The following is a 20,499-nucleotide window of genomic DNA, read 5'->3' as shown; positions in this document are numbered from 1 at the left end:
CGACGGACGAGCACGATTCGACGCGATATCCGAGCGACAGGAACCGACCGCATCCGATACGCTCCCATCTCGGAAGCCGTCTTAGAATCCGTCTTTGAAGCCGGCATCCGATCATCTCGGAGGAACTGCCCATGAGATACGCGACGGTCACGCTCTCCTGGAACGACGGCTGTCCCAACCCCAATGACGGACCCTTCGGTCGCAGCGAGGCCATCTCGATCGAGGCCATTCGGTACCTCAATCCCGTCTCCGAAGACGACGACCGATACGTCGAACTGCTCGAACTCCGGGGCGACCTCGAGCGCGCCCGAACGCTGCTCGAGGCGACACCGGACGCCCTCGAGTTCGACATCGCCGGCGACGGCACGCGCGGCGTCGCCTACGTCCAGCGCCGGACCGTCGGCCCCGTCGGCGACCTCCTGTCGATCCTGCAGACTCACGAACTCGTCGTCGACTGGCCGCTGTCCGTTGTCGATTCGGGGGATGGGCGCGCCCTCGAACTCACGATCATCGGCACGGATCGGGCGATCCAGCGCGCGGCCGCGGATCTCCCCGACGGCGTCGTCCTCGATGTCCGGCGGCTCGGTGACTACGACCCGAACCCGGATCACGACACCCGATCACGCGGGGCACCCGGTGGATCACCCGTACTCACCGACCGCCAGCGAGAACTCTTCGAACTGGCGTGGAGCGAGGGCTACTACGAGGTCCCCCGACAGACGACACAACGCGACCTCGCCGACGAACTCGACCTCGCCGCGGGGACCGTCGGCGAACACATCCAGCGGATCGAATCGAAGTTAGCTGCTGCGTACGCCCGACCGAGACGACAGTAAGCCCCATCCGTCACGTTCAGTCAGCCCACTCCGATCCCGTTTTTGCCGTTCGAACCCAACCGCCCCAGTATGTCTGGGATGGCTGAACTCGAGCGGCTCGCAGCCGACCTTCGAACCGCAGAGACCGCGGTCGCGTTCACCGGTGCGGGGATCTCCGCGCCTTCGGGCGTGCCAACCTTCCGCGGCGACGACGGCGTCTGGGAGGCGTTCGACGAAGGGCAGTTCACCTACGATCGGTTCCAGCGCGACCCTGCCGGGTTCTGGGCGGATCGCGTCGAACTCCACCGGACGATGTTCGACGCGGAGTACGAGCCGAACGCGGCCCACGACGCCCTCGCCGAACTGAACCGCGACGGGCATCTCGAGGCGATCCTCACGCAGAATACCGATGGGTTACACGCGAAAGCAGCGACCGCCGCTAGGGGAAACGACAGCGACGGCGACGACAGCAGCGACGGCCGTGAGAGCGTCGAAGAGGCCGCCGAGTTCAGCGCGCGCGAGACGATCCTCGAACTCCACGGCAACGCGCGGCGAGTTCGGTGTTCCGATTGCGGGCGTCGGGAGCCGATGGAGCCGATCGTCGAGCGGGCCGAAGACGGTGAACTCCCGCCGACGTGCGGCTGTGGCGGCACCTACAAGCCGGACGTGGTGCTTTTCGGCGAACGACTGCCGGAGACGGTCCTCCAGCGGGCGCGCTCGCTCGCCCGCGAGAGCGACGTGTTTCTGGCCATCGGCTCCTCGCTGGTCGTCGAACCGGCGGCGTCGCTGCCGCGGACCGCGGCTTCGAACGAGGCGACGGTGGGGATCGTCAATCTCGAGTCGACGCCGGTCGACAGCGTGGCGGACAGCTGTTTGCAGGAGGACGTGACGACGGCGTTGCCACGGCTGCAGGAACTGGTTGAGTTGTCGGGGTCTACACAGGAGTCAGCGTAAGTGAAGAAACCGAGGACCGATTAGCAGTAGTTGGTAATACGGTTTCGTTATTCAGAATAGAGTCCGAAACTGAAGCGCCTGGTTCGGTAACTGCGTGTGCATGCTTATCAGATGAAAGGCTGTCCTAGACCAGTGAGATCACGATCACGACACTGCCGCCAATACCAGCAAGAATACCGACCCCACGTGCCAGTCGCTCACCCCACGCAACCGTCCGTTCGAGCGAGAGCACAACCGCAATGAGCGCCATCCAGACGATATTCATCGAGCCCACGATTACCATGAACGCGAACAGCGCCCAGCAACACCCAACACAGAAGACGCTGAATTGCCAGCTCATCCGGACGGCACCACGCACCCCCGGCCGGTGATGGCCCAGGAGGAATCCGATCGGTGACCGACAATACCGCAGACACCGGTATTTGTATGGTGAAAGCTGGTACCCCGATAAAAGTAGCAACGACCCCCCCATCAGGAGCCCGCCGTGGGCGTTCGCGAGGCTGACAATCGGCACCAGCGCATTGACCACAAGCGGGACAACTCCTGTGAACATCCAAACTAGTGCGTACGTCCCGATAAATGCCCCAATTCGTGTTGCTTTACCCGCGGCCGTCGTCCCCTCAAGTGTCTCGGCGTATAGCCGGAAGAGCGGGACCGACGACGGATACATCATGGCGATCATCATCACCCCCCACATGAGCAGGTACAGGCTGATACCGGTCAACCCGTTCGAGAGCGCCATCGCCTCCGGTGCTCCCGGGTCGGACATGTGTATTTGCATACCCATCTGTCCGCCAGGCATCGAGAGCCAGCGACCGATAACTGCTGCCCACGCGAGCAGCGCGATTACGTAGGTAACGAGCGCGACAATCGGGATGCGCCGGTGGGTAATTCGATCCCGGAATGAGTCATGTGTCCCCATAATTGATGGACTATATCGCTGTCCTACCGCCCTCAGGAGTTCGCCAATTCGAAGTCGCCGAGGTAGGCGTTGTTTCCGGAGACGTCCCACGTGAACTGGTCATTGTACGAGACGGTGGCCGTGGTTGACTTCCCGGTCTGTACCTCCGTACTCTTCGTCAGTGGGTGGGGCGAGATCGTACCGACCTCCTCGTTGAATCCGACCGCACCGCTCGCATCCATTTCGATGGCATCTCCGATCTCGACGGAGAAGTCCGCCCCGTCCCGCGAGAAGCTGATCGGAACGGTTGTAACGTCGGCGGATCGGACGTGCGTGTCAGCGACAGGTGCCCAGATGCCACCGGCGCGGCCGGAGTAGATGTCCTCGAGGGCCTCTCGCTGGTCGTCGTTGGCTCCCTCGTCGACGAATAACACGATGTCCCACTCCGTCTCGGGGGCGAACATGACCCCCTCATCGGTCGAAATGAGCATGCCGACATCTACTCCACTCAGGTCAACATCGCCGTAGTTTCCCTCCTCGATATGCCACGCCAGTGAGACGGTACAGACGTCATCATCTGGCGGTTCCATCCATATACACTGGCATGCAACATCGCAGTTGCAGGCTTCAACGTAGTCTCCCTTGATGGTCCATTCTTGTGCCATTGATGAACACCATGTGGTACGCCAGCAAGCACCATAATATAGCTATCTAGTGAAACTACCCCACCTGGTGAAACCGTTGTATTGACTACCTGGTCGCCTGCAGATATATCTCATCAGTAACCATGCACGCACGGTATCTCGTTATCCCATACTGACCACGGGTTTCATAACTATCTCTAGATACAGCAATCGTACTACTATCTACATCTACTGTTCGGACTAGGCGTTGGACGCCGCTTCCACCGTCTCGCGAACTGCCTCGACGCCCTCGTCGTGAGCGAGGTCGCCGACGACGATCACGTCCGCGTACTGGGTCATCGAGTGGGCCGACTCGTAGTCGTGGATGCCGCCGCCGTAGAACAGTGTCGCGTCGTCGACTGCATCCCCTGCGGCTTCAACGACAGCCTCGTCGCCGAGCATCCCGGAATACTCGATGTAGACGATTTCCTGGCCGAACATCCGTTCCGCGATCTCGGCGTACGCGCCGACGTCCTCGGCCGAGAGATCGCAGTCAGCCTCGGTGTAGGTGGCCACGTCAGCCTCGGGGTTCATCACGATGTACGCCTCGGTTGTCGTCCGGTCCCAGTCGAGGCCATTGTCGAGGCGAACCCACTCCTTGTGTGCACCGGTGATCCAGAACGGCGACCCGGCATTGAAGACGGTCGGGATGAGGTAGCCTTCGAGCGCCCGGTTGTCGATGACCACATCGGGACTCGACGGCTCTTGATAGAGCGGCACGTCGTGTTCGGCACAGGCCTCGACGACGGCCTCCATGTTCTCCTCGGTGATACCCATCGTGCCGCCGACTTCGATCGCATCGGTGCCGGTCGCACAGAGATCGCCGTAGGTAACACCCTCGGGGAGGTCCTTATCGGGATCGATCTTGAGAATGTGGTTCCACTCGTCCCAGGGTGGAGCAGTAGTCATACCGCCCCGTTTCCCGAGAGTCGGGAAAAACGCTACGAAACGGTCAAGGCGCGGCGAATGCTGGTACGCGAGACCGTACCGCAGCCGTCCGATACCCACTGTAGTAATCGCTGCAAGTCACTGCACCCCGACCGACCGACGACTACGGGATCGGCACGTAACTCGTTGCAGTTGGCCCTATACTCAGATCCCTTGGCTCATCAGGTGACTGCGCAACACGTCCGCCTCCTTGTTCCCGGTTCCCGTATTCAGGATGACGACCGTTTCGTCGCCGCTGAACTCGCCGCGCTCTGCGAGTTCCCACGCGCCACTGGCCGCCGCCGCGGCGGTCGGAATCATCTCGAGTCCTTCGTGCTGGGCGACCTGCGTCGCCGCATCCAGGATCTCCGTGTCGTCCGTCGCCACCGCGCCGCCGTCGCTCTCGCGGATCGCCTCAAGAATCCACGAACTCGCGCCGGGATCGGGAATTTCGATCCCCCCGCAGATCGTATCCGGCGTCTCGACCGGTTCGTGTTCATCCCAGCCCTCGTTGTAGGCCTCGACGATCGGCGCACAGCCCGCCGACTGGGCCGCGTAGAAGCCGGGGAGTTCATCGGTGAGTCCGAGTTCAGTGAACTCCTGGGCGGCCTTGTACATGCCGACGAGGCCGACGCCCCCGCCGGTGGGGTAACAGATCGCGTCGGGAACCTCCCAGTCCAGTTGTTCGACGAGTTCGTAGTACATCGTCTTCGTGCCCTCGTGGCGGTAGGGGGTGACGAACGTCTGAAGGGGGTACCACTCGTCGTGTTCGGCGAGGCCTTCCTCGAAGGCGGCACCGGCGGCGTCGATCCGGCCGCCCACGACGTTCATGTCGCCGCCGTGGACGTTGACCATCGCCTTGTTCGTAAAGCCGGAGCGCGAGGGCAGATAGATGTGAGAGTCGAGTCCGGCGCGGCCGGCGTAGGCCGAGGCCGACTGGCCGGCGTTGCCCGCGGAGGCCAGAGCCACGTCGGTTGCGCCGTGTCGCAGTGCGGCGGTGACGGCGAGGGTCTGGCCGCGGTCCTTGAACGTCCCCGTCGGATTCCGGCCCTCGTCTTTGATGAGCACGCGTTCGACGCCCATCTCGTCCGCCAGTTTCGGGCAGTCGACGAGCGGCGTCGCGCCCTCGTCCATCGAGACGGCGCCAGTGCGGGTGAACGGCAGCAGCTCCTCGTATCGCCACAGCGACTCGAAGGGACGCGAGGCGAGCGTCTCGCGATCGAGCGCAGCGCCGAGAGCGTCGTAGTCGTAGGTCGGATCGAGGATGCCGTCGCAGTCGGCGTTGGGACACCGGTGGGTCGCCTCGTCGGGGTCGAAATGGGTGCCACAGTCGCGACAGTCGAGGCCGGTAAAGGCGGCTGTCGTTTCGATACCGGTGTCCGTCCCCGCACCGCCGTCCGTGGCTGACTTCCCGTCCGTCCCTGCGTCCGAATCGCGATCGGGGTCCGTCTCAGTCGTCATACTCAAGCGTTCGGCGCGTGAGACTAATGGCTTTCCTGTCCGTCGATGGAAGTGCACAGTGAACTCGTAACCGCTGGATCAGTGTGAGAACGGTGGTGCCGTGTGGTCTACTCGGCAGCCACAAGTATGAAGTACAATGAGAGTAGCGTCAGCGATCGAGTGTCGCGGCGGCGCAACTCAGTTGTCGCCGGTCTTCGACTGCCACTCGTAGTCACGTCGCTTTGCCGACTTGCCGAAGCCACACGAGGAACAAACCTTCTTTTTCGTGTGGTAGGACTTCTCTCCGCAGCGACGACACTTGGTGTGGGTCGTCTTGTTCTTCTTTCCTTGGCTCGGGGTTCCTGCACCAGTCATGGAGTGATCGAAACGACGTTATCGCCGCGTATAATGGTTGTGTCTTCGACCGACTCCGCAGTTGCCGGCTCGGTTTCGTCACTGTCGGCTGCGTTCGTCGCATCCTCGAGGACGAGGTTCATATGCTGATCGTAGCCGCCGAGTTCACCGACGTACTCGTCGCCACTCTTGAGTCGCACCGTAACTCGTTCGCCGAGTGACGCCTCGAGAACGTCAAGCGGTCGTCCACTCATACGAAAGAGCGCAGGTGATGGACACTTAATCGTACCGGTCCGAATCCGTCTCTTTCGCGCTCGAAACACCATCCAGGTAGCGCTGTCGCGGACGATTCTATAGTAGAATCTGGAAGTCTTTGCAGTACGTGCTAACGTAACCAACCGCTGTCCGTTGATTCTCACCGATCCATCGGGATCTGTGAGCAAAGACTTCTGGAGGTTACTATATTTCTGAATCAGTCAATAGGAAATATAATGTCGTAACAACTGAAACGATTTACACACTGATCGTACAGCCGTCGTGCGATCAGGTATTCACTGGCTTTCAGTGGCTACTATAGCAACCGTGTTGGATCCAATTCCAACTGCTATTCGTACATCGGCGACGAGACTCGCCATGAGACGGAGAACGATTTTGCTCGGCGCTGGCACCGGAGCAGCCATCACGCTCTCCGGTTGCGGGTTGCTGCGGACTCGTTTCGAGAAGTCGACCGCGGACGACGCCGTCGGCGCGCCCTTTCTACCCGATCCAAACCGCTAAGTGGACACTCGTTGAGAGGCCGACCATGGGTGACAAGAAGTTCACGATCCTCGAGTTACACATCGACGGCGATCAGTTCGCACCGGGTGCGATCAGCAACGCGCTCCCCTTTGGCGAGCCCGAACCACCAGAGCACGAACCTGGACCCGCGGAGGCAGACGAGGCGAGGGAACGCGAAGCGGCTGCGGCCGCCGGGGACAAACCGGACGAGGGCGACGGTGGCTCGAGTTCAGGTGCCGTCGGTGCACTCGTTGCGCTCGCGTTGCTCGTCGCTGCCGGTGTTGCGGTCAAGAAGTACCGTGGCGACGACGAGGCGGAATTGGAGTCCGAGACGGAGACGGAACCCGACATCGTCGTCAACTGAGCGTCAACTGAGCGTCAACTGAGCGGACCGAGCCGAACGCTTTTGCGCCTGCCACTCGTACTGACTCCCGTGAATCTCTATCGTAGCGCCCGGACCGTCGCCGGCGCATCCGGGACCGGGGACGACGCGATCGACTGGCAGTCCGCGGCCGACGCTGCGAAGGCAGCGACGGAACCCGGTTCACTCTCACTCGACCCCGGCGAGCGGGAGGGCTACGCCCGCGACGTTCGAGAGGCCCGAAGCGCCGTGCAGACGGCCGCCGACGTCGAGTTCGACGTGCCGGAAACCATCGAGATCCAGAACCGCCACCACTGGATCGACGCCAACGTCGCCACCTTCGAGCGCGTGATGGGAACGCTCGAGACCCACACCGAGACGTTCCCCGGCGTCGCCCGGACGATCAACACGGGGACGATGACCGTTCTTCTCGCCTTTCTCGGCCGCAACGTTCTGGGTCAGTACGACCCGCTCTTGCTCGCGGAGACGCCCGCCGACGACCACGCGCTGTACTTCGTCCGACCGAACATCCTCAACGCCGCCGACGTGCTCGATGTCGATCCGGACCGGTTCCGGCGCTGGATCGCCTTCCACGAGGTGACCCACGCCGCCGAGTTCGGTGCCGCGCCGTGGCTCTCCGACCACCTCGAGGCGCGCATGGAGTCGGGCATCGCCGCTCTCTCGGACGGCTCGTTCGACCGCGATGCGTTCCGCGACCTGGACGCCGCGATGACCGTCGTCGAGGGCTACGCCGAACTCTTGATGGACCACGCCTTCGACGACGAGTACGCGGATCTCCGGCGCAAGCTCGACGCTCGCCGGCAGGGTCGCGGACCGCTGCAGAAACTTTTCCGGCGACTCCTCGGCCTCGGCCTCAAACAGCGCCAGTACGAACGCGGCAAGCAGTTCTTCGAGCACGTCATCGCCGTTCGCGATCTCGAGACGGCCAGCCTGGTCTGGGATCGGCCCGAGAACCTGCCGACCCACGATGAACTCGATTCGCCGGGGCTGTGGATCCAGCGGGTCGAACGCTGAGTCGGGCTGTACTCGACTGTCGGGACGCCGGCTAGTGCACGATCCAGTGAAGATACCACAACAGGACGCTTCCGGCTACCAGGCACCCGAGAATTACCGCTCCAGCGGTTAGCAGCGATGCGCCGCCCTGTAACGCCATCGTGCCGCCTGAGAGTCCCACCAGCAGGACGAACGCAGCGCCGAGCTGTCTGAGCCGGCGCTGATTCCCCTCGTTCGAATCGGAGCGCGGCCCGCGTCGCCGGCTCATACCTCGTCCGCGGTACTCACGTGCATCGACACGAATTCCCACTCGCGTTCGGTCGTTTCCGTCTCTGTCTCCGCGTCCGTCTCACGCTCGGACTCAGCCTCGCGTTCGGTCCCCGTAGGCGCTCCGTTCGTCTCGGTATCGTCCGTCGCCGAGTTCACGATCAGCGTGCCGCTCCAGCGCGTCTCGAATCGTCGTCGGTCCCCGCTTTCGGTATCCGTCCACGCCATCGCGACCTCGTCGGCGAACGTCGCACAGGAATCGTGTTCGGTGACGACGAGGTGTGAACTCTCGATCGCCCACTCCGCGGTCGTTTCGGTCTGCCCGCGGAGGGCAGCTCCAATGTCGTCGTGACCGAACAGTGCCTCGCTGATGGCGAACTTGACCGTGGAATCGCTCCGCCGAAAGTACGGAACGAGCGGATCGCCGTCACGAAGCGCGTCGTAGTAGTCTCGGATCGTGGTCTCGGCGCTCGCGGTCATGGTTCGTTTCTCGTTCGTCCTGTCGAAGGCCGGTCTCAAAGGCGCATCGGATGACCGCAGGACACCCGCCACTGGCGCTGCCGGCCCGTCGAACTACATAAACCCGCGGTCGACCGCGTCCGTTTCGATCAACTCGTCGAGTTCGGCGTGGAGCAACTCGTCGGCTTCTTCGAAACGGTCCGCGAGGTCGTCGAGTTCGTCCGGGCGGTCGTACTGGTCGTACTCCATCGGACCGAACGCGGGGCTCTCCAGGGCGTCCATGACGTCGTCGAAGAGATCCTGGGGTCGCGTCGGCGCGTCCGAGTGCGTCTCGAGAACGGTCTGGAGGCGTTTCGAGACGGTTTCGGCCTGGTCCTCGTCTTCGGGTGGCGACTGGACGGCGAAGCGACCGCCCGACTCTTCTCGGGGCATGAACGAGCCGATTTCGTCGTCGAGGTTGCGGGCGACCTGCGTCCCGACGCCGCGGACCTCGTAGGGGTTTTTCGCGTACGTCTTGAGAAAAAAGACGCCGGCGCGGGGATGCGCGAGGTACATGTCTTCGCCGACGCCGCCGGCCCGGTCGCCGGCAACTGCACGCCAGTCTTCGGGGTCGACGTTCCGTTCGGTGACATCCTCGAGTACGTCCTGCCACTCGCGAATCCGCATATCTCACCGTTGGAACGCGAGGCGAATGAACGTATCGGTCCCGGTGAGCGTCGGGGATCAAAAGGAATACAGTGGCTCCGCAGTCAGGGCAGGTACGATTCGGCATGGACAAGATATCCGCTCGCGGTCGCACGGTCATCGAACTGTTTCGCGCGCGGCCGGTCTCGAGTTCACTTCTCTCGGTCGTTCCGCTCGTCCTCGCGGTCGGGCAACTCTGGAATAGTTACGTCAACGACGTGTCTCCGCTCATCGCGGTCGGATTCACGCTCGCGATGCTCGGATTCACCGTCGTCGCACTGGGCCATCACGCGGCCGCGTATCGGCTCTGGCGACTCGAGTCGGGCGTCGAACGACAGGGGACCGGCTCTCGAGGCCCGTTCTGACGCTGGGTGTTGTGGTTCTGATGGATATCTGGCGACTGAGTTGTGACGTGGTGAGTGTGCGGTGAGTGCGGACCCGTCACCGTTCCCGTCCCCGTCCCGAACTCGTACCGTGCCCTCGTTTCCGTCCCCGATCGCGACCGATAGCGTTTTTGATCGTTCGGCCCCTGATAGGTAGCCGTGCACGTACGCGGAACCGTCGCGGGTGATGTCGAGGTGCGGACAGTATCGACGAGCTACGGCGAGAGTGAACTCGCCGAGGTCCCGGTTCGACTCGCTGTCGAAAGCGACCATCTCGACGACGTAACGACGACCACCTCGCCGTTCGATGCGGCTGAGACGGAGACCGATGGCGGGACGCTCAGCGACGGTGGCGCTCACGCGGCCGACCCGACCACGATCACCCTCTGGAACAAGTGGACCGAATCCGCCGAACTGCTCGAACCCGGAATGGAACTGCTCGTCACCAACGCCGAGGAAGACGAGTTCAGGGGCGAACAGCAGTACGCGACGACCGGCGATTCCTACGTCGTCGTCGCGCCGAGTTTCCACGTCAACGTGACAGCGATCCGCAACTGGGTGGAGTGTCCGCGCCTCTACTATCTGAACAAGCTCTCGGGCGTTCCGCTCAACTACCCGGTCGTAAAGGGGACGCTCGTCCACGAAGTCTTCGGCGATCTGCTGCGTGGCCGCGACCTGGAGGAATCCATCGACGCCCGCGTGGAAGAGCGCGGGCTCGAACTCGGGTTGCTCGGCGAGACGGCCGACGCGGTCGCCGAGGACGTTCGCGAGAACGCGACGGCGATCGAGGGCTGGCTCGAACAGGGTCGCCTGACGGCGGAGAACGAAGAGACGGCGGCGACAGCCGGCGACGACTCGGAGGCGGCGTTTACGCCCGCGGAGAGTAGCTGGCGGTCCGAGCAACTGCTCATCAGCGAGACCTTCGGCATCCGCGGTCGCGCCGACGCCGTCCGCCGCGGCGCGCCGGTCGAACTCAAGACCGGGAAGAACCTGAAGAAAGAACCCCGCTTCAAGGACAAGGTGCAGGCCGCCTGCTACGCGCTCTTGCTCGAGGAACACGGCGGCGACGTCGACACCGGAACCCTCCTCTACACCAAGAACTCCGCGCTCGACCGAAACGAGGAGACCGGCGACCTCACCCCCGCAAAGGAGTTCTCGATGGGCGACGGCCTCCTCAAGTTCGTCGTCCGCCTGCGCAACGAACTCGCCGCGATGGAGGTTTCGGGCGACGTGCCGACCGGCTACGAGGGCTCGGCCAAGTGCGAGTACTGCTTCGAGCAGGACACCTGCATGGTCGTCTCGGGTCGCCTCGACCAGGAATCCAAGGCCGGCCAGATCGGCCAGGCGTTGCCCGCCGCGGAACGCGAGTACTTCGATCGCTTCTACCGCGCCATCGAGGCAGAACGGCGGGCGGTCCACCGCGAGTTCGCCAAACTCTGGGAACAGGACGCTCAGGAGCGGGCCGACGACGACCGCGCGCTGATCGACCTCGCCTTCCTCGAGAGCACCGAACTCGCGGAAGGCCGCTGGGAACTCCGCGCGCGTCGAACCGGCGGTGCGACATCGAAACTTCGAGAGGGCGATCTGGTGCTCGCGAGCAACGGCCATCCGGTTCGCGGCAGCGCTGAACTCGCCCGCATCGAACGGCTGGACGAGGACGAGATCCTGCTCACAGCGGACGAGCCGGTCGAAGTCACCAGGCTGGACGTCTATCCTTCCGAGCTCACGACCGATCGGCTCCTCGCCGCGTTACACGATGCGCTCCTGAAAGGAGACGAGCGCCGGAAGGACGTGCTGTTCGATCGCGCCGAGCCCGAGTTCGAACCGCTCGAGGAGACGTTCATCCCGAACAACGACGCCCAGGACGAGGCCGTGCGGAAGGCCGTCGGTGCGGACGACTGCGCGCTGATCCACGGGCCGCCCGGCACGGGCAAGACCTACACGATTGCACGCGCGATCCGCGCGATGGTCGAACGCGGGGAGCGCGTCCTTCTCTCGGCGTTTACGAACCGCGCGGTCGATAACGCCTTAGAGGCACTGCTCGACCAGCTCGACGGAGAGATCGGGGAAGATAGCGTTGCGTCTCCGGCGCAACGAAACGGAGACGGCGAAGCCGTTGACGTCGTCCGCGTCGGCTCCGAAAGCGGCGTCCGCGAGGACATGCAACCCTACCGGCTCGATCGAGCGGGTGACCCCGGCGAGCGCGCCGCCACGCTGCAGAACGCACAGGTCGTCGCGGCCACCACCGCGACCTGCGGCTCGCGGGTCATGAAAGAACAGCGCTTCGACGCGGCGCTGGTCGACGAGGCCGCACAGCTCACCGAGCCCGGCACGCACGCGGCGATCAACCTCGCGGACCGGTTCGTTCTGGTCGGCGACCACGAGCAGTTGCCGCCGGTCGTCCAGTCCGAGGGAGGGACACGACGCGTCTCGAGCGGTGCGAACGGCGACGAGCCGCGCGCGGCGGACCTCACCGAATCGCTGTTCGAACGGCTCGTCGATCGCTACCCCGAGGCGGGCGTCATGCTCACCAAGCAGTATCGAATGAACCAGCGCATCCAGGCATTCGCCTCCCAGGAGTTCTACGACGGCAAGCTCCGCCCTGCGTCCGGCGACGTTGCGGGACGGACGCTCGACGACCTCTCGGGCGTCACTCGCGACGACTTGCCGACCGAACTCCGGGATGCCGTCACGTTCGTCGATGTCGACGGCGACGGCAGCCGGTACACGGACAGCGAGGAGGCGGCTCGCATCGCGGAGATGGTCGAAGAGTACCGGGCCGCCGGCCTCGACGCCGCGGATATCGGCGTCATCGCGCCGTTTCGCGCACAGGTCTCGGAGCTGTCGAAGCACGTGCCGGACGAGGTCGCGGTCGATACGGTCGACCGGTTCCAGGGCTCCAGCCAGGAGGTTATCATCGTCTCCTTCACCGCGACGGATTCGCTCGAGGGGCCGATCTTCGAGGACTACCGGCGGATCAACGTCGCGCTGACGCGTCCGAAGCGCGCGCTCGTCCTCGTCGGCGACGCGAACGCGCTCGCGACCGATCCGGTCTACTCGCGGATGCTCGAGTGGGCGCGACGCTGACGGACCGTCGTGCGAGGCGGACGGGTGCCAGCGAACTCATTTTGAGAGTGATTTCATCCTTTTCAGTAAATCGGTAGATGCGTAGATGTGCGTAAGATCATCCCTCTGCTAGTACACACCACGGAGTTCACATAGATATCCAGCGCTAAATTCCAGGCGTAACAGTATTTATCTATGAAAACTTCTATTAAGAGAGTGGCGCTCTCCAGGATCCGCTCATCGTATGCGACTGCAGATCAGTGGCTCCGCGAACACGCCCTCGTATGGTGGCTCCTCCTTGCGATAGTCCCCGGTGGGGCGTACGCGGGTGCCGAAGCACTGCTGAATGACGGATCGCTGTCCCGGGTACTGACCCTCGGCGTCCTCTTCGGCGTAACATTCGCTACAGTGACTGTCCTCTTACAACGGCTGCGGCAAGGCTGAACAACGCCTGGTGAGTGAAATACTACAGGTAGATTCACCTCTATCTTTACCGCGGCTCGCGGTGTGGATCGCCCATGCCCGATCGGAGCATCCGTAACCCGGTACCGCGCCAGCGCCGACCCAGCGCCCGCGCCGTCGTCCAACTCGTCACCGCCATCGCGCTCGTGTCCATCGCGACCAGCGTCCTCGCCATCCTCACGGAACCGGCGCTCCAGACCGGCGGCCCGCTCGGTGCGCTCCGGTCGGTCGCCGAGTTCAGCGGCACACTGCTCGGATTCGCCCTGCTGGTTACCGCCTGGGGGATGCGCCGGGGCTATCGGCTCGCCTACCTGGCCGCGTCGGTTCTCGTCGTCCTCGTGGCCGCCCACGGAATCGTCCAGTCGCGGTTGCTCTCGGTTCCGCTGGTCGTCCTCTCGATCGGCGGGCTCGTCGTCCTGGCCGTCACGAGTGCCCGGTTTACCCGCTCGAGTTCACTCACGCCGACGCAACTCGGAAGCCTCGTCGCGATCGTCGGCGTGTGCTGTTACGGTATCGCCGGGGCGTACACGCTTCGACACGATTTCAGCGAGTTACACACCGTGGTCGATGCGACCTACTTCACCATCGTGACGGTGAGCACGGTCGGCTACGGCGACGTGCACGCGACGAGTGAGGCCGGTCGGCTGTTCGCCATTTCGCTGGTCCTCCTCGGGCCGGCGACCGTCGCCGTCGCCGCCGGGAGTCTGTTCGGCCCGATTCTCGAGGCGCACCTTCGACGGACCGGCCGGCGAGCGGCAGCCCGGGGTCGCTCGACCGCGTCGCGCGAGCGCATCGTCGTTCTCGGGGCCGCCGAACCGGTCGCCGGTGTCATCGACGAACTCGCGACGCGGGAGTCGTCGGTCCTCGTCGTCACGGCGGATGAGAACGCTGCGACGGCGTTCGAGAATTGGGATGTCGACGTACTTTCCGGCGATCCGACCGACGAAGCGATTCTCGACCGCGCTGCACTCGATGAGGCGGATGCGGTGCTGGTGGCGACGGGTGCCGCCGCCGAGGATAGCTACGCGGTGCTTCTGGCACGAGAGCGCACGGATGTACAAATCGTCGTCATTACCGACGAGGCGGCAGGCGGGACGCTCGAACGGGCCGGCGCGGATGTCGTTATTTCACCCGAACAGTTGGTGACGAACGCGGCGGTCGACGCGGCGCTCGGAACGGAATCGGACGACGATTACGCCTCGTCGCTCGCGTCGGCGGCTTCCCACAGCGGATAGAGGTCGTCCTGAACCGGTTCCGTGATCGTCTCGTCGCCGAACTCGAGCGCCGGTCCGGCGTCGGCTGCGGGCTCGCGAACGGTGCCGATCGATTCGGCCTCGATACCCGCCGCCGCGAGTTCGGCGAGGCAGTCCGTGACCGATTCCGACGGGACGGTCGCGAGAAGCGCCCCGGAGCCGAAGATGCGGAGCGGGTCGACGCCCGCGGCCGCACACAATTCGGCGGTCTCCTCGCGGACCGGAATCGCGTCCGCGTCCACGTCGAGGCGGACGCCGGACGCGCGAGCGAGTTCAACGAGCCCGGCGGCGACACCCCCTTCCGTCGGGTCGTGCATCGCCGTCGCGAACTCGCGGACGACCCGGGCGTCGGGAACGACGCTGATCTCGTCGAGGAACGACGCGGCTCGGTCGCAAACCGTCTCCGTATCTTCGATGTCGAGTTCAGCGCCGAAGTCCGCCGCGAGAACGGCAGTTCCTTCGATGCCGGCGGCTTTCGTGACGATGACGCGGTCGCCGGGGGACGCGCCGCCGGTCGGAATGAACTCGGCGGCGGCACCCATGGCGGTCAGCGAGACGAGCGGACGGGTTAACTGATCGACGTACTCGGAGTGGCCGCCGACGATCGATGCGCCGACTTTGCTGGCGGCGGCGTCCAGATCGGTCGTGATCGTTTCGATCGGGACGCTCTCGTCGGGAAGCAGGATGACGACGGTGAGCCAGCGCGGGTCCGCTCCCGAGGCGGCGATGTCGTTGCAGGCGACGTACACGCCGAGCGAGCCGACCTGCGACGCCGCGAGGGAGATCGGATCAGAACTGACGACGAGGTCGCCGCCGGGCCAGTCGATGGCGGCGGCGTCCTCGCCGTTTGCAGGGCCCTGCAGGATCGTTTCGTCCGCGTCGGCCCCCGTCCGATCGAAGACGTGTGCGAGCAACTCGTCCGGAGACACCTTGCCGGGCATGTCACGAACTGGGAGGATTGGGGGTTTGTACCTGTCGCTGTTCGTGGTCGACAAGGGCCTGCACGAATGGGTCCCAGCAGCGACCGCGTGACACAGCGCAGGGTGGTGTTAGGCGTCGGCTTCGGGTGCCAGCACGTCCATCGTCCGCTCGATGTCTTCCCGGTCGGCCCCGCGCGGGAAACTGACCGCGACCGAATCGACGCCCTCGACCGCCTCGTACCGGGAAACCTGCTCGCGAACCGCCTCCGGGTTGCCAGCGGCACAGAGGTCGTCAAGAATCGCCTCATCGACGAGTTCGAGTGCGCGCTCGCGGTCGCCGTTCTGCCAGGCGTCGTGGATGTCGGGAGCTTCGTCGTACCCCTGGCGCTCGAGCGCGTCGCGGTAGAAGGTGCCCATGCTGCCGATGTAGAACGCCGTGTGCTGGCGTGCGAGTTCGCGAGCGCGCTCGGCGTCCTCGAGCGCACAGCACGTGACGCCGGTCGTGACCTGCACGTCATCGGGGTCGCGGTCGCCGAGTTCAGCGCCGCGTTCGATGTCGTCGATGCGGTCCGCGATGCCGTCGGGCGTGAGCATGATGCCGTGCCACCCGTCGGCGAACCGACCGGCGAGCTCGACGGCTTTGGGTCCCATACCCGTCACTTCGACGGGTGGGGTGGGGTCCGGCGGCGCAGAGCGGAGCCGAAAGCCCGACAATGAGAACTCGTCGCCGTCGTATTCGACCGGTTCGCCCGCGAGCACTTGCTTGACGATGTCGACGGTTTCTCGCGTTCGCTTGAGCGGGTTGCCGTACGCGACGCCGTGCCAGTTTTCGATCACGACGGGGCCGCTCGGTCCGAGACCGAGACGAAAGCGGCCGTCGGAGACTTCCTGGAGCGTCGCCGCCGTCTGACCGAGTAGTGCGGGTGAGCGCGAGTAGGTGTTGACGATGCTCGTCCCGATGTCGATCGTCTCGGTTCGTTCGGCGATTGCGGTCAGAACCGTCACTGCATCTCGCCCCCAGGTTTCGGGGAGCCAGACGCAGTCGTACCCACCGGATTCGGCTGTCTGGGCGTACTCGACGAGCGAATCGACGCTCGGCTGGGCGGCGACCGGCAGGGGTACGTCTCTATCAGTCATCATCGTTCATAGACGAACGACTCCCTTTTGGATGTATGGGAACTGGTGGCGATAGCGAACGGGGTTTAGTTCGCGACGGGGAGCGGCCGCTGGGTCGCCTTTTCGAGGAGCCACGTGCTGACTCTCGCACCGACCGATCCGATCAGCAAAGAGAGGCCGACGATGCCGGCAGTGTGGAAGACGAGCGTTCACGGGTCCGGGTCGGATACCGACGCCACGGACATCCAGCCTGGTTCTGACGGCGGAACCGTTCAGACTTCGCGATCCTCGCTGATCTGTGGCACGCCTTGGACGGTAATCGTCTCGCCGACGACGTACGACGATGCCGGGCTGGCGAGGAACTGGGCGACATCCGCGATCTCTTCGACGGTACCGATGCGGCGTGCGACCGCCTCGCGGTCGATGTTCTCGGCGGAGACACCCATCTGGCTCTCAACGCCCGGCGTCGCGACGAAGCCCGGCGCGATGCAGTTGACGCGCACATCGTCGTGGGCCCACTCGTAGGAGAGCGTCGTCGTAAGGTTGACGACCGCAGCCTTGGCCGCCCCGTAGGGACTCATCAGCGGCGAGCCGCGCTGGCCGGCCACGCTCGCGAGATTGATGACCGAGCCACCGCCGTCCTTGAGGTGCTCGGCCGCCGCGTGAGTACAGTGGTACGCGCCGTGGAGGTTGATATCGACGATGGTCTTCCAGCCGTTCGGTGACACGTCGTCGAAGTCGGCCATGAACGACGCGCCGGCGTTGTTCACCAGCACGTCGAGTTCACCGAACTCGTCGACGGTCGCCTCGACGAGCGCCTCGACGGCCTCGCGGTCGGTCACGTCGCATTCGACGGCCAGCGCCTCGCCGGGGTGCTCGCTTTCGGTGATCGCCGCCGCGACCGGGTCGACGTTGCCCTGTTCGCGCGAGCAGAGGACCACGTCGACGCCGTCCGCGGCGAACCGCTCGGCGATCGCCTTCCCGATGCCGGAAGAGGAACCGGTCACGAGCGCTACGTCACCGTCGACGCCGAACTGCGTTGTGCTCATACGCGACCACCCGTCTGCCGTTTGTTTTCTACCATTGTTAGCAACGATGGGTGGTAAGAAGACATTGTTAATAAAAGTAGGCAAACGACCCGCACTGTTAAGTATCGCCGCCGAGAGTCACGATCAAACGGCGGCCCGAGTTCACCGCCGACGGAGCACCTGTGGATGACAGCACCGATTCACGACACGAGTGCAGACGAGCGGAGAGAGCGACATGAGACGAGCCGAGCGACGGCGACGGTGGCACGGGTACCACGCCGACAGGTGATGCGATGAGCGACGGCACCGCCAATACCGACTCCGGCGTCAACGGACGGTGGGAGGGACCGGACGCAGACTGGCAGGCCGTCTTCTGGGATATCGGCGGCGTCATCCTCGAACTCGAGTCCGTTCGGGCCGCTCATGCGACCGCCATCGAGGAGTTCGTCGAACGGAATGAACTTGAGGTGACGACCGCGGAGGCGGTCGAGGCCTGGCGGTCAGCCGTCGGCGAGTTCTTCCGCGAACGCGACGGAACCGAGTTCAGAGCGGCCCGGGACGGCTACGCGAAGGGGTTCGAGGCGGTCGCGGGCGAGTCGCTTGCGACGGGGGAGTGGCGACCGACGTTCGAGGAGACGGTCCAGTCCACCATCGAACCAGTACCAGGTGCCGTCGAGGCGATCGAGCGACTCGCCGAACGAGACCTTCACGTCGGCGTCATCAGCGATGTCGACGATGACGCCGGCCGCGAGATGCTCGCTCGATTCGGCGTCCGCGAGCGGTTCGATTCCATTACTACCTCCGAGGAGGTCGGACGCACCAAACCCGATCCCGAAATCTTCGAGACGGCACTTGAGAAGGCCGGCGTCGAGCCGACCCGATCGCTGATGATCGGCGATCGGTACGACCACGACGTGGAGGGTGCCGACGAGGCAGGGATGCACGGGGTCGCGTTCGGGGCTGCCGACGGGCCGGCGGTCAGCTACCGGATCGCGTCGCCGCTCGAGGTGCTCGAAATCGTCGCTGACAGGGCTTCTAGGAAGTGAACATTGTAAGTCTCTTTTCGCGTCGTAACTATTTTCGTTAAGAAGAACGACGGTGATCGTACCGACAATGTCGAGCGCAACCAGCGATTCGATGTCCGTACGCGTACCGGTCGCCGAGAACGACGCTTCGCTTCCCGAAACGACCGCGCGAGCGCCATGAGCGACACCTACTACGAGCGCCTCGTCGACGAGGACGCACTGGTTGCCTATCTCTCCGACCACCTCGAAGCCGTCGAGGACTACGAGATCAGCCGCCACCAGGAGGGCCACTCGAACGAAACCCTGTTCGTCACCTGGGGCGATCGCGAACTCGTCATCCGTCGCCCGCCGCCGGGCGAGACCGCGGACACCGCACACGACGTGTTGCGCGAGTTCCGCGTGACGGATGCCGTCGCGGACACCGCCGTTCCGGTCCCCGAACCGGCACTCGCCTGCGAGGACCACGACGTCATCGGCAGCGACTTCTACGTGATGGAGCATCTCGAGGGGGACGTGCTCCGGGAGGACGAGCCGGCACGATTCGCCGACCCCGAGTATCGCGAGCGGATCGGCGAAGAACTCGTCGACACGCTGGCGTCGATCCACGACGTAGACTACGAGGCCGTCGGACTCGGCGAGTTCGGTCGGCCGGCGGGCTACACCGACCGGCAGGTCGAACGCTGGGGCCAGCAACTCATGTGGGCCTTCGAGGTGACGGCCGACGAACGCGAGGTGCCCGCCCTCTACGAGGTCGGCTCCTGGCTGCAGGAACACGCGCCCGAGTCACACTCCCACACGCTCGTCCACGGCGATTACAAGCTCGATAACGTGATGTTCGGTCCCGGCGAGCCGCCCGAGCTGATCGGCGTCTTCGATTGGGAGATGGCCACACTCGGCGATCCGCGGGCCGACCTGGGCTGGATGCTCTCTTACTGGCGCGACGCGAAGGACCCCGAGCCGGCGATTCCGGAACTCACGAACCGGTTCATGGAGCGCGACGGCTACTCGACGCGCCGCGAACTCGTCGCACGCTGGGAGGCACGGACTGGATTCGAGTTCGAACACGAGCGGTTCTACCGCGCGCTGGCGGTCTACAAACTGGCCGGACTCGGCGAGATGTTCTTCCGGCGGTATCTCGAGGGCAACAGCGACGATCCGATGTATCCGCGGATGGAAGACCGCGTTCCGGCGCTCGCCGCGCGCGCACAGCGGATTATCGAGGGCGACGAACCGCTCTAGGGGGTGGCATCGAGCGGTCGCAACGGGGACGGCGACGAATGGCGGCGATCATCCCTGCCACACCATCGTACAACTGTTATCCCGACCACTTTCATCTTAACGATGGTAACTGTCGTCGGTGGAGTTAAGACGCTTCCAGCCGACGACACAGTCATGTCATTCGACAGCATCGACCGCGTCGCCGTCCTCGGCGCGGGGAACATGGGCCACGGTATCGCCGAAGTGACCGCCATGGGCGGCTACGAGGTCACGATGCGCGACATCGAGCAAGAACTCGTCGACGACGGGTACGAGCAGATCGCCTGGAGCCTCGACAAACTCGAGGAGAAAGACCGGCTGGATTGCTCAGATCGGAAGAGCGTCGTGTAGGG

At 64.3% G+C, this 20,499-nt stretch carries 22 protein-coding genes; 10 read left to right on the top strand and 12 right to left on the bottom strand.

What is annotated here, in order from left to right; genetic code table 11:
- Positions 1 to 131 precede the first annotated feature (131 nt).
- Positions 132 to 836 (top strand): helix-turn-helix domain-containing protein, encoded by a 705-nt coding sequence (locus C484_RS03765; RefSeq protein ID WP_006824641.1) that lies wholly within the window; start codon positions 132 to 134, stop codon positions 834 to 836.
- Between the two features lie 78 nt (positions 837 to 914).
- Positions 915 to 1,769: an SIR2 family NAD-dependent protein deacylase gene (locus C484_RS03760; RefSeq protein ID WP_049915015.1), complete on the top strand. Its 855-nt coding sequence runs from the start codon at positions 915 to 917 to the stop codon at positions 1,767 to 1,769.
- A gap of 124 nt (positions 1,770 to 1,893) precedes the next feature.
- Here C484_RS03760 and C484_RS03755 read toward each other — a convergent pair whose 3' ends face one another.
- The 6 genes from C484_RS03755 to C484_RS03735 form a co-directional block, all read right to left on the bottom strand.
- On the bottom strand, positions 1,894 to 2,691 hold the full coding sequence (locus C484_RS03755; RefSeq protein WP_006824639.1) for a DUF2182 domain-containing protein: 798 nt from the start codon (positions 2,689 to 2,691) through the stop codon (positions 1,894 to 1,896).
- Positions 2,692 to 2,723: 32 nt separating this feature from the next.
- Positions 2,724 to 3,335, bottom strand: a complete 612-nt coding sequence (locus C484_RS03750; protein ID WP_083867279.1) for a DUF1326 domain-containing protein — start codon at positions 3,333 to 3,335, stop codon at positions 2,724 to 2,726.
- Positions 3,336 to 3,554: 219 nt separating this feature from the next.
- On the bottom strand, positions 3,555 to 4,262 hold the full coding sequence (locus tag C484_RS03745; RefSeq protein WP_006824637.1) for a phosphoglycerol geranylgeranyltransferase: 708 nt from the start codon (positions 4,260 to 4,262) through the stop codon (positions 3,555 to 3,557).
- Positions 4,263 to 4,445: 183 nt separating this feature from the next.
- Positions 4,446 to 5,651: a threonine synthase gene (locus C484_RS03740; RefSeq protein ID WP_049915030.1), complete on the bottom strand. Its 1,206-nt coding sequence runs from the start codon at positions 5,649 to 5,651 to the stop codon at positions 4,446 to 4,448.
- Between the two features lie 267 nt (positions 5,652 to 5,918).
- On the bottom strand, positions 5,919 to 6,095 hold the full coding sequence (locus C484_RS21980) for a 50S ribosomal protein L37e (protein WP_006108486.1): 177 nt from the start codon (positions 6,093 to 6,095) through the stop codon (positions 5,919 to 5,921).
- On the bottom strand, positions 6,092 to 6,328 hold the full coding sequence (locus tag C484_RS03735; protein WP_006666218.1) for an LSM domain-containing protein: 237 nt from the start codon (positions 6,326 to 6,328) through the stop codon (positions 6,092 to 6,094). Before C484_RS03735 ends, C484_RS21980 begins: the two co-directional genes overlap by 4 nt.
- A 379-nt stretch (positions 6,329 to 6,707) precedes the next feature.
- Here C484_RS03735 and C484_RS23355 point away from each other — a divergent pair, with 379 nt between their 5' ends.
- From C484_RS23355 to C484_RS03725, 3 genes are all read left to right on the top strand, one after another.
- Positions 6,708 to 6,851, top strand: a complete 144-nt coding sequence (locus tag C484_RS23355) for a hypothetical protein (RefSeq protein ID WP_160164220.1) — start codon at positions 6,708 to 6,710, stop codon at positions 6,849 to 6,851.
- A 25-nt stretch (positions 6,852 to 6,876) separates the two neighbouring features.
- Positions 6,877 to 7,215, top strand: a complete 339-nt coding sequence (locus C484_RS03730) for a hypothetical protein (RefSeq protein ID WP_006824635.1) — start codon at positions 6,877 to 6,879, stop codon at positions 7,213 to 7,215.
- Between the two features lie 69 nt (positions 7,216 to 7,284).
- Positions 7,285 to 8,247, top strand: a complete 963-nt coding sequence (locus C484_RS03725; protein ID WP_006824634.1) for a zinc-dependent metalloprotease — start codon at positions 7,285 to 7,287, stop codon at positions 8,245 to 8,247.
- Between the two features lie 31 nt (positions 8,248 to 8,278).
- On the opposite strand, the gene C484_RS03720 is transcribed toward C484_RS03725, so the two are convergent.
- The 3 genes from C484_RS03720 to C484_RS03710 all read right to left on the bottom strand — a co-directional run bounded on the left by C484_RS03720 (position 8,279) and on the right by C484_RS03710 (position 9,618).
- Positions 8,279 to 8,494: a hypothetical protein gene (locus tag C484_RS03720; protein ID WP_006824633.1), complete on the bottom strand. Its 216-nt coding sequence runs from the start codon at positions 8,492 to 8,494 to the stop codon at positions 8,279 to 8,281.
- Complete coding sequence (locus C484_RS03715; RefSeq protein WP_006824632.1) at positions 8,491 to 8,973, bottom strand: hypothetical protein; 483 nt, start codon at positions 8,971 to 8,973, stop codon at positions 8,491 to 8,493. The genes C484_RS03720 and C484_RS03715 overlap by 4 nt, the downstream gene beginning before the upstream one ends.
- Before the next feature lie 93 nt (positions 8,974 to 9,066).
- Complete coding sequence (locus C484_RS03710; protein WP_006666223.1) at positions 9,067 to 9,618, bottom strand: hypothetical protein; 552 nt, start codon at positions 9,616 to 9,618, stop codon at positions 9,067 to 9,069.
- 104 nt (positions 9,619 to 9,722) lie between these two features.
- On the opposite strand from C484_RS03710, the gene C484_RS03705 reads away from it, so the two are divergent.
- From C484_RS03705 to C484_RS03695, 3 genes are all read left to right on the top strand, one after another.
- Entirely contained in the window at positions 9,723 to 10,001 is a 279-nt protein-coding gene (locus C484_RS03705) for a hypothetical protein (RefSeq protein ID WP_006666224.1), read from the top strand.
- Between the two features lie 177 nt (positions 10,002 to 10,178).
- Positions 10,179 to 13,106 (top strand): AAA domain-containing protein, encoded by a 2,928-nt coding sequence (locus tag C484_RS03700; protein WP_006824631.1) that lies wholly within the window; start codon positions 10,179 to 10,181, stop codon positions 13,104 to 13,106.
- A 497-nt stretch (positions 13,107 to 13,603) separates the two neighbouring features.
- Positions 13,604 to 14,782: an NAD-binding protein gene (locus tag C484_RS03695; protein ID WP_006824629.1), complete on the top strand. Its 1,179-nt coding sequence runs from the start codon at positions 13,604 to 13,606 to the stop codon at positions 14,780 to 14,782.
- On the opposite strand, the gene C484_RS03690 is transcribed toward C484_RS03695, so the two are convergent.
- The 3 genes from C484_RS03690 to C484_RS03680 all read right to left on the bottom strand — a co-directional run bounded on the left by C484_RS03690 (position 14,740) and on the right by C484_RS03680 (position 17,885).
- Positions 14,740 to 15,741: an AIR synthase family protein gene (locus tag C484_RS03690; protein WP_006824628.1), complete on the bottom strand. Its 1,002-nt coding sequence runs from the start codon at positions 15,739 to 15,741 to the stop codon at positions 14,740 to 14,742. The two genes, C484_RS03695 and C484_RS03690, sit on opposite strands and share 43 nt — an antisense overlap.
- A 108-nt stretch (positions 15,742 to 15,849) precedes the next feature.
- Complete coding sequence (locus C484_RS03685; RefSeq protein WP_006824627.1) at positions 15,850 to 16,857, bottom strand: TIGR04024 family LLM class F420-dependent oxidoreductase; 1,008 nt, start codon at positions 16,855 to 16,857, stop codon at positions 15,850 to 15,852.
- A 251-nt stretch (positions 16,858 to 17,108) separates the two neighbouring features.
- Positions 17,109 to 17,885, bottom strand: coding sequence for an SDR family NAD(P)-dependent oxidoreductase (locus C484_RS03680; protein WP_006824626.1), 777 nt, complete (start codon positions 17,883 to 17,885; stop codon positions 17,109 to 17,111).
- A 272-nt stretch (positions 17,886 to 18,157) separates the two neighbouring features.
- Here C484_RS03680 and C484_RS03675 point away from each other — a divergent pair, with 272 nt between their 5' ends.
- Both C484_RS03675 and C484_RS03670 read left to right on the top strand, forming a co-directional pair.
- Positions 18,158 to 18,910 (top strand): HAD family hydrolase, encoded by a 753-nt coding sequence (locus tag C484_RS03675; RefSeq protein ID WP_006824625.1) that lies wholly within the window; start codon positions 18,158 to 18,160, stop codon positions 18,908 to 18,910.
- Between the two features lie 156 nt (positions 18,911 to 19,066).
- The gene (locus C484_RS03670; protein WP_006824624.1) at positions 19,067 to 20,128 is read left to right on the top strand and encodes a phosphotransferase family protein; all 1,062 of its coding nucleotides are present in this window, start codon (positions 19,067 to 19,069) and stop codon (positions 20,126 to 20,128) included.
- Positions 20,129 to 20,499 lie beyond the last annotated feature (371 nt).

It is taken from the genome of Natrialba taiwanensis DSM 12281 (assembly GCF_000337595.1).
In the GTDB taxonomy this organism is placed as follows: Archaea; Halobacteriota; Halobacteria; order Halobacteriales; family Natrialbaceae; genus Natrialba; species Natrialba taiwanensis.
The sequence above is the reverse complement of the archived record's forward strand: the minus strand, read 5'-3'. Positions and strand labels throughout refer to the sequence as shown.

Excerpts from the sequence above, each read along its gene's own strand:
- C484_RS03765 (WP_006824641.1), top strand. The coding sequence starts at position 132 with ATGAGATACGCGACGGTCACGCTCTCCTGGAACGACGGCTGTCCCAAC.
- C484_RS03760 (WP_049915015.1), top strand. The coding sequence starts at position 915 with ATGGCTGAACTCGAGCGGCTCGCAGCCGACCTTCGAACCGCAGAGACC.
- C484_RS03755 (WP_006824639.1), bottom strand. The coding sequence starts at position 2,691 with ATGGGGACACATGACTCATTCCGGGATCGAATTACCCACCGGCGCATC.
- C484_RS03750 (WP_083867279.1), bottom strand. The coding sequence starts at position 3,335 with ATGGCACAAGAATGGACCATCAAGGGAGACTACGTTGAAGCCTGCAAC.
- C484_RS03745 (WP_006824637.1), bottom strand. The coding sequence starts at position 4,262 with ATGACTACTGCTCCACCCTGGGACGAGTGGAACCACATTCTCAAGATC.
- C484_RS21980 (WP_006108486.1), bottom strand. The coding sequence starts at position 6,095 with ATGACTGGTGCAGGAACCCCGAGCCAAGGAAAGAAGAACAAGACGACC.
- C484_RS03735 (WP_006666218.1), bottom strand. The coding sequence starts at position 6,328 with ATGAGTGGACGACCGCTTGACGTTCTCGAGGCGTCACTCGGCGAACGA.
- C484_RS23355 (WP_160164220.1), top strand. The coding sequence starts at position 6,708 with ATGAGACGGAGAACGATTTTGCTCGGCGCTGGCACCGGAGCAGCCATC.
- C484_RS03730 (WP_006824635.1), top strand. The coding sequence starts at position 6,877 with ATGGGTGACAAGAAGTTCACGATCCTCGAGTTACACATCGACGGCGAT.
- C484_RS03720 (WP_006824633.1), bottom strand. The coding sequence starts at position 8,494 with ATGAGCCGGCGACGCGGGCCGCGCTCCGATTCGAACGAGGGGAATCAG.
- C484_RS03715 (WP_006824632.1), bottom strand. The coding sequence starts at position 8,973 with ATGACCGCGAGCGCCGAGACCACGATCCGAGACTACTACGACGCGCTT.
- C484_RS03710 (WP_006666223.1), bottom strand. The coding sequence starts at position 9,618 with ATGCGGATTCGCGAGTGGCAGGACGTACTCGAGGATGTCACCGAACGG.
- C484_RS03705 (WP_006666224.1), top strand. The coding sequence starts at position 9,723 with ATGGACAAGATATCCGCTCGCGGTCGCACGGTCATCGAACTGTTTCGC.
- C484_RS03695 (WP_006824629.1), top strand. The coding sequence starts at position 13,604 with ATGCCCGATCGGAGCATCCGTAACCCGGTACCGCGCCAGCGCCGACCC.
- C484_RS03690 (WP_006824628.1), bottom strand. The coding sequence starts at position 15,741 with ATGCCCGGCAAGGTGTCTCCGGACGAGTTGCTCGCACACGTCTTCGAT.
- C484_RS03685 (WP_006824627.1), bottom strand. The coding sequence starts at position 16,857 with ATGACTGATAGAGACGTACCCCTGCCGGTCGCCGCCCAGCCGAGCGTC.
- C484_RS03680 (WP_006824626.1), bottom strand. The coding sequence starts at position 17,885 with ATGAGCACAACGCAGTTCGGCGTCGACGGTGACGTAGCGCTCGTGACC.
- C484_RS03675 (WP_006824625.1), top strand. The coding sequence starts at position 18,158 with ATGAGCGACGGCACCGCCAATACCGACTCCGGCGTCAACGGACGGTGG.
- C484_RS03670 (WP_006824624.1), top strand. The coding sequence starts at position 19,067 with ATGAGCGACACCTACTACGAGCGCCTCGTCGACGAGGACGCACTGGTT.